The sequence below is a fragment of the Vibrio mimicus CAIM 602 genome (assembly GCF_000338875.1).
Taxonomy (GTDB): Bacteria; Pseudomonadota; Gammaproteobacteria; order Enterobacterales; family Vibrionaceae; genus Vibrio; species Vibrio mimicus.
Genome location: NZ_AOMO01000027.1, coordinates 83,027 through 95,841 on the forward strand (window position 1 = coordinate 83,027; position 12,815 = coordinate 95,841).

Sequence of the window (12,815 nt, forward strand, 5' to 3'; positions counted from 1 at the left end):
TAGAAACGATTCCCCTTTGAGGTGTAATCAATCCAGCTATGGGTTACGACCAGCGTTTGGCGAGCAGATTATCTACACTCAGACGTCCCGCTCCGGAAATCAGTAATGACATTGAACCAGCCAGCAGCGCTAAACCAAACTCGTAACCACCGTTCGCCAAAAACAAACCGCTGCTGAAATGCACACTAAAAATCGCCACCAACATAGTGACAGATAATACTAAAGCGGCTGGGCGGGTCAGAACGCCAAGTAAAATCGCCAAGCCACCGAAAAATTCGCCGCTGCCGGCTAAAAAAGCCATTGCAACGCCCGGTTCTAAACCAATAGAAGCCATCCATTGACCAGTGCCTTCTAAACCATAGCCACCAAACCAACCAAACAATTTCTGCGCACCGTGAGCCATAAAAATAATGGCCAGAGGAAGACGCAGTGCTAAAGGTGCCCAAGAACTTGGTGAAGTGAGAGTGGTTTTCAATAATGTACGCATGATCAAATCCTGTCGGTTGATTCCCATCCCACTCGACGTAACTTCAGTAGTTTGGGTTGAAATTTTTGAATGATAAAAATGGTCTGTGTGTTCGATGGAGAGGAGTGTATGTAATGCAGCTTGCTAATAAAATCTGCACTGAATGATGTTCTTGTTCGAAAATATCGAATGAACTTTTCCGGTTAATCTCAATATTCAGTTCCGAAAATGGCTAGCGTAGGGATCAGAAGTCCGTAGACTAACGGTAAACAAGCGCAGGAGAGAGCGAAATGACATCGCTGAATGAATACACTACGGAAGAGTACCAGCGTGCGCGGATGAGCCGAGATCCACGTTTTGATGGCCGCTTTTTTGTGGCGGTGAAAACAACCGGGATTTTTTGTCGTCCGATTTGTCCGGCAAATTTACCCAAAGAAGAAAATGTGGAGTATTTCACCACTCAAGCTCAGGCTGTTTCGGCGGGCTATCGCCCATGTTTGCGTTGCCGACCGGAGAGCGCACCCAATTCATGGGCTTGGAAAGGGGCAGAAACTACTTTTTTACGTGCTTTGAAGTTGATTGAGCAAGGGGAACTGCAAGGCAATCTGGATGAGTTAGCCGCTCGGTTAGGCATCAGTGATCGCTATTTGCGTCAGTTGTTTCAACGCCATTTAGGACTACCACCCAAGCAGTATGCCCAGATCCAGCAATTGATGTTCGCCAAGCAGCTTCTGCATTCGAGCCAAATTTCCATTACGGAAGTGGCTTATGCCAGTGGTTTTCAAAGTACTCGTCGCTTCAATGATGCGTTTCAAAAGCTTTTCCGTTTGACTCCAACGCAAGTGCGACGTGATCGAACGGACTTACCCTCTCGTAATCAACTCACGTTGGCTTTTCGCGGGCCATTTGACTGGGCGCACATGCTGGATTTCTATCGCCTGAGAGCAATTGAGGGCATGGAATTGGTCGATGAACAAAGTTATCAGCGTCATTTTGTACTCGGTGAAGGAAAGGGTTGGTTTAAGGCAAGCATGGGGGAGTCCCACTTACAGATTGAGTTTGAAATGGAACGCTTAAGTGATTTGCGCCATTTGGTTGCTCGGTTAAGACGAATGTTTGATCTGGATGCCGACCTGATCACGATTGAGGCACAGTTGGCGCAAGTTGCGCCGGGTTGGTGATTCGCTCTGGGATCCGCATTCCAGGAGTGTGGAATGCTTGGGAAGCGGGCGTTCGCGCTGTGTTAGGTCAACAAGTTTCGGTAAAAGCGGCCATTGGGCAATTGAATTTGTTGGCATCGCAGCTTACTGCTTCTGAAGGTTCGGAACGCTATTTCCCGACTCCGGAGCAGGTGAATGCGCACGATTTAAGTTTTTTACGTATGCCTCAAAGACGTAAAGAGACATTAAAGCGGTTGGCTGAGTATGTGTTGCTGCATCCGATGGATCCGCCCTCGGAGTGGTTACAGCTGAGTGGCATTGGTCCATGGACTGTCGACTACGCTCAGTTACGTGGTGAATCGCAAAGCGATCGATTTTTAACGGGTGATCTGGTGGTCAAAAAAGCACTGGCTCAGTTCCCCTTGCTGACCGCGGAGTCTGTTGCCCCGTGGGGCAGCTATGCCACTTTTCATTGTTGGAGCCATTAAATGAAAAACTTTACTTACTATGAATCGCCGTTGGGCAGAATGACTCTGCAAGCCGATCAACAGGGTTTACTTGGGGTGTGGTTTGCTACTCAAACGACTCAACCTGAGCATTTGGGCGACTATGCAACAGAATGTCCTATACTTAACAAAGCGATACAGCAGTTGGACGAGTATTTTGCAGGCCAACGTACTCAGTTTGATTTGCCACTCGCGGCGCGCGGTACAGCATTTCAGCAATCAGTTTGGCACGCGCTATGCAGTATTCCTTATGGGGAAATTTGGAGTTATCAGCAACTGGCTGAGGCGATAGGTAACCCTAAGGCAGTGAGGGCGGTTGGGCTTGCTAATGGCAAAAACCCTATTTCGGTCATTGTTCCTTGCCATCGTGTGGTGGGGAAAAATGGTAAACTTACCGGATATGCAGGTGGTTTAGAACGCAAAGCCTTTTTGCTCGAGTTGGAGCAGCGAGAGTAAGGATAACCATATGGATTGGGTCACATCGAAACGCATTATTCTCATCATGGCTGTATTGCTATTAGGCGGCTGTTTCCAAGAAGAATTGGAGAATTTCGTGAATCGGGAGACCCTAGCGTTCAATGGTCTGTACGATAACCCCCACAATAAGGATATTTTGGAATTCCGGCAGGGCATCGTCTACATCCATTCTTCGGATCAAAAGTGGGAGCGCCCTTTTAGCGTGGAAGGGAAAACATTACGGATCCAGATCCGTAACAGTTCCAAAGAAAAGCGAGATGACTTGTTCATGACCATTCATGGTGGTGGAGAAGTCTTGACCTGTAATGCCTGTGCCATGTTTCATCTGAGTAACAACTGGGTCAAGCTCAATGCTGAACCGCAAGGCTTTAAGCCAACTGAAATAAAATAAGCCCGCTAAACGCGGGCTTAGGCGTGATAGACAAATCCCTACATTCACCTATCTATTGCACTTTTGACTCGAAGCCGCTGCGGTATTGAATGCAACGGCAACGAGTTCAGTTAGGTCGGCGTTACCACAGACCGATCACTTTCCACCATGCACCACCGATGAAGAAGAAAATCGGGATGACGATCAGAGTGAACACGAAACCAATCTTCCACCACTGTTTTAGGCTGTGGAAACCGGCACCAAACAAGATAGGAGCAGGGCCAGAAGAATAGTGAGTGGTCGACATGTAAAGGTTACTGAAGATACCAAGCACAATCGCTGCCAACATGGCTGGTGCGCCTGCCGCAATCGCAATCGCGAGGAAAGCGGAGTACATGGCACTAATGTGTGCCATTGCACTGGCCATTAAGTAGTGGCTATAGAAATACACCAGAAGCAAGATACCTAAAGTGGCGATCCAACCGTAACCCGCGAGTGACGCGCCAATCATACCGCCGAACCATTTAATAAAGCCGAGCTTGTTGAGTTCGCTTGCCATCATCACCAGTACCGCAAACCAAGTGATGGTATGCCACGCTTCTTTTTCACCCAGAACCGCATCCCAAGTAATTGCTTTGGTAATAAGCAGGAACAACATACCCATGAGAGCCGTTACTGTGGCGTGAATGCCCAGCGTTGGCCCTAAAACCCAAAGTGTAACCATGCCAAGGAAGGTGATGCACACCATCCATTCATCACGGCTCATTTTGCCCATATCCGTCAGGTTCTTTTTCGCCAAAGCACGCATTTCTGGCGTCTTTTTGAGCTCAGGTGGAAAGAAGGTGTACATGGCCAGCGGAATGACGAACAGGCAGACTAATCCGGGGACAATGGCAGCTAACGCCCAGCCACCCCAAGTGATCGTGATCCCTTGTTCTGCTGCAAATTTAGCTGCGAGAGGGTTGCCGGCCATTGAGGTTAGGAACATGGCACAAGTGATCGCATTACACTGGAAAATACACTGTACTAAAAATGAACCAATGCGATTTTGTGTGCCTTTTTCTGGATCTGAGTCGTAGGCTGCCGCAACGGAGCGAAACAGTGGCGCGATGATACCACCACAACGTGCTGTAGTACTGGGAGTGGCAGGCGCGAACAGTAAGTCAGTCAACACTAAACCATAAGCCAACCCCAATGAGTTGTGACCTAACTTAGAGATAAACCAATAACCGACTCGGCGACCAAAACCGGTACTAATGAAACCACGCGAAATAAAGAACGCGGCGGCAATCATCCAGATGGTTGGATCTGAAAAACCCGCGAGGGCGGCTTTAATGGGCAAAATGCCCAGTAATACAGTGGCACACAGCCCCATTAATGCCATGGCACCAAGGGTAAGGGAGCAAGGATCAAACTGAGTACCGTGGTAATAAACACGATCATCATTTGCCATGCTTTGGGTTCAAGGCCTTCGGGAACTGGCATAAACCACAGTAACCCACCAAATACGATTAAGGCGAGTAGCTTTAGGTTGCTTGATGAGAACATATACACCTCCAATGTTTTTTTACTAACTTAGCCGTGGCGGTGTAAGAAATGCTGAGTCAAATCAAGTTTTATTATTCCTGATAAGATGCGTTTTAAGCTATGGGGGTGAGTGCAAAGCGGTTTTGTAAGCCACCTGAGATTAAAGCGGTTAAAAACATTAAATTCATAAAATTCATCCGTTCGATCTTGATCATATTTTTATGTTTTCGCGCCTTTGCCTTGGAGTGCATTACCGTATGCTTGGCCTAATTGCGTAAAGGATGACTGTAATGCCAAGCCGAATGATCCCCCGAACCTTCACTCAACAATTAACGGTATTGCTCTGTGTTGCCTTTGTAGCAGGGGCTGCCGTGTGGTGGTGGTTCAGTGCCGATAAAATCCAACGTTTGATGACTCATCAGATTGCGCTGAGGGCTCAGGTACAAGCGGCGCAGTTGGCAACCTTTCCCGAGCTGATCGAGGCCGTCGCTGCACGTGATACTGAGCAGGTGAGTTATCTTGTAGAGTCATTACAAAGTGTCACTGATGCAGATTTCATCACCGTGAGTGATCAAGCGGGGATTCGCCTTGCGCACCCCATCGCCTCACGCATTGGTTTACCTGTGGTGGGGGATGATATTCGCCCGGCTTTAGAGGAAGGAAAAGCTTACCTTTCTTACAGTGTTGGTTCGATGGGACCATCGCTGCGTTACATCTCGCCAATTCGTGCAACAAATGGCGACATCATTGGAATGATCAAAGTAGGTTACCTGCTGGATACGGTAGCGGTTTGGCAAAGTGAGAAATTGCAGCCGTTACTGATGGTGGGGGGCATAACTTTGCTGCTCGCCACGCTGATTTCCACCGCTTTTGCGCGGTTAGTACGTCGGCAAATGCAAGATCGCGAACCTTGGCAATTAGCCCAGTCACTAATGACTTACGAAGGCGTGATCCAAGCCACTCACGAGGGCTTGATTGCGATGAATCAACAAGGGGAAATCTACCTCATCAACGACTCAGCCAAGCAACTGATTGGGGCTGCGCCGCATCAACTTGGCCTCATTGCACAGTGGTTGCAAGGGGTGACGACTCAGGCAAAAAGTGACAAGTACATTGACCAACTGGCGAGCTTAAATGGGCGTTCCTTAGTGGTGGGTTGCGTGCCGCTGTGGGGGAAAAACGGCTCTGCTGGGGCAGTGTACAGTTTACGGGCACACAGCGAATTACAAGCGCTGGCAGATCGGCTGCAACAAGTCGATCAATATGTTGAAAGTGTCAGAATTGCTCGCCATGAGTATCGTAATAAGCTGTCAACTTTAGCGGGACTGCTGCAGTTGCAGCATTATGATCAAGCACTGCAGTATGTTTTGCAGCAGAGTAACCTCAATCAAGTACAGATGGATGCTTTACGCCATCTTCATGCTTGGCCACAGCTTACGGCGATCTTAATGGGCAAATGGAGTAAAGCGCAGGAGTGGCATATTCCGCTGGATTACCGTGCGGTAGAAAGTGTGGCTTCGTTGTGCATCAGCGAAGAGTCTTTTTGTACCTTAGTGGGTAATTTAATCGATAACAGTTTAGATGCGGTGCGTGGACGAACGGAACCTTGGGTGCGGGTGTTTTTACACCAAAATGAGCACGAGCTTTGTTTACGAGTCAGCAATAATGGCCCCATGGTTACCCAAGCTTTAACCGAGTTATGCCGCCCAGGAGTGACAACCAAACAAGGCGAAGGTGAGCGTGGACTTGGATTGTATCTGGTGCAATCGCTGGTTAGTCGTGCTCAAGGGCACATAGAGCTGGATAGTGACGAGCACGAAACCACCTTCAGCATTTATCTACCTAAGGAGTGAATATGCTCAGTGTGATCATCGTAGAAGATGACCCTCAGATTGGCGGATTACATGCACAGTTTGTACAACAAGATGGGCGGTTTAAGGTGCTTGCTATTGTCTCCACCTTGGCGGATGCACAGAAAATGATTGAATGGGCGAAGCCGGATTTGGTTTTAGTGGATAACTATTTGCCGGACGGTTTAGGCATCGATCTGGTGAGAGCATTGATTGATGTCCAACCGAGACCGGAATGTGTTTTAGTGACGGCGGCTTGTGATGTTGAAACCGCCCAGCAAGCGTATCGCTTCGGTGCATTTGATTATTTAGTGAAACCCGTAGATTACCGACGATTGGCCGAAAGTTTGCAGCGCTTTTATCGCCTACATCACCCCGAGCCACTACCTAAAGCGGTTAGGCAGCAGGATTTGGATGAGCTGTTTCATCCACAACGAGGCAAAGCCAGTTCAGCGATTGATGATTTTACGTTAGAGCAGATGTTGGAGCATTTTTCCCATGCTCATGTTGAGCATACAGCGGATTCGATGGCTTTGAGGCTTGGGATCAGTAAAAGCACGGCACGGCGTTACTTAGATAGCGCAGTCGATGCTGGTGAAATCATTGCTTACCTTGAACATGGTAAAGTGGGGCGGCCAACCCGAGTGTATCGCCGCCCCCGTTTAGATGAAATCACCCGTTAAGTGAATAAATGGCTGTTGATCAGCAGGTGCAACACAATGCTGACCACATACCCAAGCAAGATCACGGGTGTCCATTTCAAATGGCTTAGGAAGGTGTATTTGCCGTGAGCGGCTCCCATCAGTGCAACGCCAGCAGCAGAGCCAATCGAAAGTAAGCTACCGCCCACACCCGCAGTGAGTGTTACTAATAGCCAGTTGCCGACAGACATCTCGGGCTGCATGGATAAAACGGCAAACATCACGGGAATGTTATCGACTACCGAAGACAGTAACCCAACCAACACGTTGGCCCAGATAGGGTTCCATTCGGTATAGATGATTTCTGATACCAAGCCCAGATAGCCAAGCAAGCTCAAACCGCCGACACACATCACCACGCCGTAGAAAAACAGCAAGGTATCCCATTCGGCGTGGGAAATACTCCTGAACACATCAAACGGAACGACCGAACCGATGCGCTTGAGTGCCGCCTCATCTTTTTTGGCCATCGCGATCGCTGTTTTCTTGGCTAGTGAACTGGCCAAGGTTTTGCGTAGGAAGTAGCCAAAAAACTGCAAGTAGGCGAGCCCCATCATCATGCCGATCACCGGTGGGAAGTGGAACAAGGCATGGAAGCTGACTGCCGAAATAATGGTGAATATAAACAGCAATACAATACGTTTTGCTCCGCGTTTGAGTTCCACTTCTTCTTGTAAGCTGGTGGGGGTTTGGTTGGGAATAAACAGCGACATGATAAACGCGGGAACCAGATAGTTCGCCAATGAAGGGATAAACAGGTCCATAAACTCAAGGAAACTGACATGTCCTGCCTGCCAAACCATTAATGTGGTGATGTCACCAAACGGGCTGAATGCACCACCCGCATTAGCAGCAATGACGATATTGATACAGGCTAAGCTGACGAAACGCTGGTTATCTCCACCGACTTTCAATACCACCGCACACATCAATAAAGCCGTGGTTAGGTTGTCGGCAATCGGTGAAATAAAGAAGGCGAGCCAGCCTGTGATCCAAAACAGAGTGTGAAAATTGAAGCCTTTGTTAATCATCCACGCTTTGAGCGCATCAAATAAACGCCGCTCTTCCATCGCACTGATGTACGTCATCGCCACTAATAAGAACAGTAACAATTCGGCGTACTCGAGTAAGTTATGTTCCAGTGCCTGCCGAGCAATTTCTGTCGAGCCGGTTTGCTGATAAACGTAACCTATCATCGCCCAAATCACCCCTGCGGCAAGCAAAACGGGTTTGGACTTACGTAGTTGGAGATACTCTTCAAGCATCACCAAGGTATAGGCGATCGCAAAAATGATCAGCGCGGCATAGCCAATATTGGAGTGGGTCAAATCTAAAAGCTGTTCGGTTGATGTTGAAGCTAAACTGAGTGGCGAAAAAAGAAAAAGACTAAGTAGCGCTATCCGACCCGTCATAACAAAGCTCCTTTTGATACCCACTTTTTTGAAGCTGATGCTTCCAATTTTTGGGTGGTGATGGGGGAAAGTTCTTGAAAAGATTACCTCCATGCTGAATCTGAAGTTGTGACCTAGCTTCGAAATGGTTGTTTATTAATCACATCTTCTGTGAATGTGATACTTATCACGCTACAAAATTGTTGTGTTCAATTGACAGGGTGAAGCGGTTTTTAGGTGTTTCTTCGCGATATGAATTAATCAACTATGCTTTTCATGCGCCATTTCACAAAATAATATTTTATTTTTCATCGTGAGATTAGTTTCATCCTCTCATTGACTTCGATCATCACCTCTAGCACGAAATAAGTTCACCATCGCCTCAACCTGTTTCCAATTTCATAGAGGTAATTATGAGTCAACCGACAACGCTGGAGCGAAAAGTGACTTGGGGGGTGCTATGTCGCGTTAGCATTCGCCGTGGTCTTTTTCTCTGGTTTACTACAGTCTAACCAATGGTATGGGGTGTTTGATTTCACCACCCTAAACGGTGCCTTTGGTAAGGTCGCTTACAATGTGAGCGAAACCGCGGATGGTCTGCAAGTGGCGACCACTTCTTTACGCGGCCAAGGTGGTAGCGGTGCGCGTGATGGTTTTTTGTTTGCTCTTACTCTGATCCCAACCGTGATGTTTGCACTGGGGATGATCAATGTGCTTGAGCACTATGGTGCGCTTGATGCTGCACGTAAACTTTTGACCCCGTTACTGCGTCCTATCATGGGTATTCCGGGTAACACAGGTTTGGCGTTGATTGCTTCTTTGCAAAGTACGGATGCCGGCGCGGCGATGACTCGTCAGCTCAAAGACGAAGGGCACATGACAAAGCGTGAAGCTGACGTCTTCACCATGTTCCAATTCTCAGCGGGGGCGACCATCGTAAACTTTTTCTCTTCTGGCGCGGTGCTGTTTACCCTCACATTGGCCGATGGCTCTTCCGCAGTGACGTCTTCTATCGGCCTTGCGGTCGCGGTGATGTTTATCTTCAAAATCGTGGGTGCCAACCTTTTCCGCATCTACTTGAACCTGACCGAAGGTAAAGAATCATCGAACCCAGAAGCACAACAAGAGGAAGCGGCAAAATGAGTGAAGTAAAAGCGAAAAAGCCAATGGTGACCGATATCTTCGTCGAAGGTGCGAAGAAAGGTTGGGTGATTGCCACGACTTCAACCGTACCGAATGTGTTGATGGCGTTTGTGATCATCAAAGCACTGCAAATTACGGGTGCTTTGGAGCTGATGGGTACAGTATTTTCACCTGTGATGGCGATTTTTGGATTGCCGGGTGAAGCGGCAGCGGTACTGATCGGTGCGTGGATGTCGATGGGTGGCGCAGTGGGTGTGGTGATCACGCTGTTCGACCAAGGTATTTTGAACGGTACACACATTGCGATTTTGGCTCCTGCGATCTATTTGATGGGTTCACAAGTGCAGTACATCGGCCGAATCCTTGGCCCAATTGGTACTGAAGGCCGTTACATCCCAGTGATGATTGGTATCTCAGTATTGAATGCCTTTGGTGCTATGTGGGTGATGAACCTGTTTCTATAATCGATCCTTTTCTTACTTGAAGCTGCAACACTAAGTAGTTTGGGTATAAATATTATCGCTAAAAATAGAAAAGGCCTCGCATTGTGAGAGGCCTTTTTACTATGTGACATCAAAAGAAGTTGATGAGCTTACAGAGCTTGCGATAAGTGTACCGCTTCTTCTTTTTCACCGGCTTTCGGATCGGCAAAACGTGTTGCATCAAAAGCGTTTTCTGATTTCGCGACGATGCATGACACACACGCATCACCCGTGATATTGACCGCCGTGCGGATCATATCCAATAAACGATCGACACCCATAATCAGCGCAATGCCTTCCACTGGCAGGCCTACTTGGTTGAGTACCATCGCCAGCATGACTAAGCCCACCCCCGGAACCCCGGCAGTACCCACTGAAGCCAGTGTGGCTGTTAGGATCACCATTAGGTAATCGGTCATAGTGAGATCAATATTAAAAGCTTGTGCGATAAACGCGGTCGCTACACCTTGCATGATGGCAGTGCCATCCATGTTCACGGTTGCGCCCAGCGGCACAGTGAAAGAGGCAACTTTGTTATCCACACCTAGGCGGTTTTTCACCGTTTCCATCGTCACTGGAATCGTGGCGTTGGATGACGCGGTCGAAAACGCAAACATGATGGCATCCTCCATTTTACGGAAGAACACCAGTGGGTTTAGGCCAGCAAAGGTTTTCAGCATCAAACCATAGGTGATAAAGGCATGCAGCAACAAAGTACCTGCCAGCACGACAAAGTATTCTGCCAAATTCAAAATCGCGCCAAGGCCAAGCCCTGTGAACAGTTTCGCCATCAGGAAAAATACGCCGTATGGGGCTAAGTTCATCAACATCGCGACCAGCTTCATGATCACTTCGTTAAGATCGCTGAATACCTGAGCAATCCGTTCACCCGGTTTTCCAGCGGCACTGATGGCAACGCCAAACAACACAGCAAAGATAATGATCTGCAAGGTATTGCCTTGCGCCATCGCACTGATTGGGTTAGTCGGGAACATATCCACGATCACTTTGCCCAGTGAAGGTGCTTCAGCAGAGGTAAAGTTGCTGGCGGCAGTTAAATCTGCGCCTGCGCCCGGTTTAAACAGGCTACCCATGGTGAGGGCGAGGGTAATGGCAATGGCCGTTGTGGCGAGATAAAAACCTAAGGTTTTACTGCCCATTCGTCCAAGTGTTGAGAGATCTTTCAGTGAACTGGTACCACACACCAGTGAAACAAACACCAGCGGCACTACCAACATTTTCAAGCTGGCGATAAATATCTTTCCGCCAACGTCAAACAATCCATTAACGATATATGCGTCTACAAATCCATTTCCTGCAAACAGGGCGCGAATCGCAAATCCAGTCAAAATACCGGCTACCATACCAAGGATGACCTTAGCGGTTAGCGATAACGGTTTTTTGGTATTCATCCAGAACACTCCTTATAGTTATTCGCTTTGACATCATTCCAAAGCGAGCGGGAGGTTAGCAGGCGTGTTCTGAAATCCGAAAACAAAATGCAAAATTCACCATTTCATTGTGATCTTCATCACTTAAATGACTCAAAAATGTCGCATTTGTTAACAAGTTTTTAGCTTTAAATTTTGCCTTTGATATCAATTACAACATATAACTTTGCATATGCAACAAAAATAGCGATTCTTACTGTATGAAAATGGTCTATGGATTTGGTTTCACTGCGTTGGCGAAAATCCTGAAGGCAGAATTCGACGTAATGAGAACCCAGTGACCAACATAGTTCCCGTCAACACCAATACTGTGCCGATTAAGGTATTCAGACCAACGGGCTCATCCAAAATCCAATATCCCCAAAGAATGCCAAACACAGGGATCAAGAAGGTGACAGAAAGCGTAGAAGCCGCCCCGATCTCTTTGACTAAACGGAAATAAATTAAATAAGCCAACCCAGTACAAATGACACCAAGAGCAATAACGGCACTCCATTCTATGCTGGAAGGCCATTGGCGTAATGGAACAAACAACATAAGTGGAGCAACCCATATGCACGCCGCCCACATGCTGCCGTGGGCATTCTCAAATGCACTGACTTGTGGAGCTTGCTTAGTGTAATTGGTGGCTAAGCCGTAGCTTCCTGCCGCCAAGGCCGCACAAATAATTGGCAGTGAAGCCTCTGGGCCGATGGCTGCGACATCCCATCCAACAATCACTGCAACACCTGTTACTCCCAGTAAAAGCCCAGCGAGTGCTTTGCGAGTGAGTGGCGTGCCATGCCAGAAAAAACCGATCACGGCTCCCCAGATGGGCGCGGTTGAGTTCAGTATGGAAAGCGTCGATACATTGAGAGTTAAGGCGGCGTAAGCGAAAAGGAGAAAAGGAACGGCTGTATTGATTAATCCCAAGATCAAGAAATGACGCCAATGCCGGCGAATCAGAAGGGATTTTTTCAGTAATTGAGCAATGAGTAAAAGACTTAAGGCCGCAAATGCAACGCGAGCCTCAATCAAATAGGCAGGGCCAAAACTGTGCGCGGCTATTCGCATAAACAGAAAGGAGCCACCCCAAATAGCAGCCAAACATAAAAGTTGCAGTAGATGCACCAGCGACATAAGTATCCCTTCTTCTTATCCAGAGCGCTTAATCTCAACCACAAAGAGAAATTATGCAATCGAGAAATTGATTAGAGTTCCGGAAATGGCCATGAGTCTAATGGTGAAAATTGTTCAGTCGCGTCTGTCACGTGTTCAAAGCTGGGGCACAGTGTCGTTAATTCAACAAGAA

General features: G+C 47.8%; 9 protein-coding genes and 3 pseudogenes. 7 read left to right on the plus strand and 5 right to left on the minus strand.

The window, feature by feature from the left end:
• Window positions 1–43: 43 nt before the first annotated feature.
• Complete coding sequence (locus D908_RS11625) at window positions 44–487, minus strand: DoxX family protein (protein WP_005523997.1); 444 nt, start codon at window positions 485–487, stop codon at window positions 44–46.
• A gap of 269 nt (window positions 488–756) precedes the next feature.
• Between D908_RS11625 and D908_RS0119220 the strand changes: the two are divergent.
• The 3 genes and pseudogenes from D908_RS0119220 (at window position 757) to D908_RS11615 (ending at window position 3,000) form a co-directional block, all read left to right on the plus strand.
• A pseudogene (locus D908_RS0119220) lies at window positions 757–2,114 on the plus strand (DNA-3-methyladenine glycosylase 2 family protein).
• Entirely contained in the window at window positions 2,115–2,588 is a 474-nt protein-coding gene (locus D908_RS11620) for a methylated-DNA--[protein]-cysteine S-methyltransferase (protein WP_005523998.1), read from the plus strand. It begins immediately after the preceding pseudogene.
• A 10-nt stretch (window positions 2,589–2,598) separates the two neighbouring features.
• Window positions 2,599–3,000 (plus strand): hypothetical protein, encoded by a 402-nt coding sequence (locus D908_RS11615; RefSeq protein ID WP_000384123.1) that lies wholly within the window; start codon window positions 2,599–2,601, stop codon window positions 2,998–3,000.
• Window positions 3,001–3,121: 121 nt separating this feature from the next.
• Here the strand turns inward: D908_RS11615 and D908_RS0119225 are convergent.
• Window positions 3,122–4,527, minus strand: a pseudogene (locus D908_RS0119225) (DASS family sodium-coupled anion symporter).
• A 269-nt stretch (window positions 4,528–4,796) separates the two neighbouring features.
• Here D908_RS0119225 and D908_RS11610 point away from each other — a divergent pair.
• Together D908_RS11610 and D908_RS11605 are read left to right on the plus strand one after the other, a co-directional pair.
• Window positions 4,797–6,359, plus strand: a complete 1,563-nt coding sequence (locus D908_RS11610) for an ATP-binding protein (protein ID WP_005524001.1) — start codon at window positions 4,797–4,799, stop codon at window positions 6,357–6,359.
• A 2-nt stretch (window positions 6,360–6,361) separates the two neighbouring features.
• On the plus strand, window positions 6,362–7,039 hold the full coding sequence (locus tag D908_RS11605) for a response regulator (RefSeq protein ID WP_005524003.1): 678 nt from the start codon (window positions 6,362–6,364) through the stop codon (window positions 7,037–7,039).
• Here the strand turns inward: D908_RS11605 and nhaD are convergent.
• Window positions 7,036–8,469 (minus strand): sodium:proton antiporter NhaD, encoded by a 1,434-nt coding sequence (gene nhaD, locus D908_RS11600; RefSeq protein WP_005524005.1) that lies wholly within the window; start codon window positions 8,467–8,469, stop codon window positions 7,036–7,038. The two genes, D908_RS11605 and nhaD, sit on opposite strands and share 4 nt — an antisense overlap.
• 392 nt (window positions 8,470–8,861) lie before the next feature.
• Between nhaD and D908_RS11595 the strand changes: the two are divergent.
• Both D908_RS11595 and D908_RS11590 read left to right on the plus strand, forming a co-directional pair.
• A pseudogene (locus tag D908_RS11595) lies at window positions 8,862–9,591 on the plus strand (nucleoside recognition domain-containing protein).
• The gene (locus tag D908_RS11590) at window positions 9,588–10,055 is read left to right on the plus strand and encodes a YjiG family protein (RefSeq protein WP_000005594.1); all 468 of its coding nucleotides are present in this window, start codon (window positions 9,588–9,590) and stop codon (window positions 10,053–10,055) included. Before D908_RS11595 ends, D908_RS11590 begins: the two are co-directional and overlap by 4 nt.
• Before the next feature lie 128 nt (window positions 10,056–10,183).
• On the opposite strand, the gene D908_RS11585 is transcribed toward D908_RS11590, so the two are convergent.
• Together D908_RS11585 and D908_RS11580 are read right to left on the minus strand one after the other, a co-directional pair.
• Entirely contained in the window at window positions 10,184–11,485 is a 1,302-nt protein-coding gene (locus tag D908_RS11585; protein ID WP_005524007.1) for a dicarboxylate/amino acid:cation symporter, read from the minus strand.
• Between the two features lie 264 nt (window positions 11,486–11,749).
• Window positions 11,750–12,643, minus strand: coding sequence for a DMT family transporter (locus D908_RS11580; protein ID WP_005524008.1), 894 nt, complete (start codon window positions 12,641–12,643; stop codon window positions 11,750–11,752).
• Window positions 12,644–12,815 lie beyond the last annotated feature (172 nt).

Bases quoted from the DNA above. Each gene is read 5' to 3' on its own strand.
- D908_RS11605 (WP_005524003.1), top strand. From the start codon at position 6,362: ATGCTCAGTGTGATCATCGTAGAAGATGACCCTCAGATTGGCGGATTA.
- D908_RS11620 (WP_005523998.1), top strand. From the start codon at position 2,115: ATGAAAAACTTTACTTACTATGAATCGCCGTTGGGCAGAATGACTCTG.
- D908_RS11625 (WP_005523997.1), bottom strand. From the start codon at position 487: ATGCGTACATTATTGAAAACCACTCTCACTTCACCAAGTTCTTGGGCA.
- D908_RS11585 (WP_005524007.1), bottom strand. From the start codon at position 11,485: ATGAATACCAAAAAACCGTTATCGCTAACCGCTAAGGTCATCCTTGGT.
- D908_RS11615 (WP_000384123.1), top strand. From the start codon at position 2,599: ATGGATTGGGTCACATCGAAACGCATTATTCTCATCATGGCTGTATTG.
- D908_RS11610 (WP_005524001.1), top strand. From the start codon at position 4,797: ATGCCAAGCCGAATGATCCCCCGAACCTTCACTCAACAATTAACGGTA.
- D908_RS11590 (WP_000005594.1), top strand. From the start codon at position 9,588: ATGAGTGAAGTAAAAGCGAAAAAGCCAATGGTGACCGATATCTTCGTC.
- nhaD (WP_005524005.1), bottom strand. From the start codon at position 8,469: ATGACGGGTCGGATAGCGCTACTTAGTCTTTTTCTTTTTTCGCCACTC.
- D908_RS11580 (WP_005524008.1), bottom strand. From the start codon at position 12,643: ATGTCGCTGGTGCATCTACTGCAACTTTTATGTTTGGCTGCTATTTGG.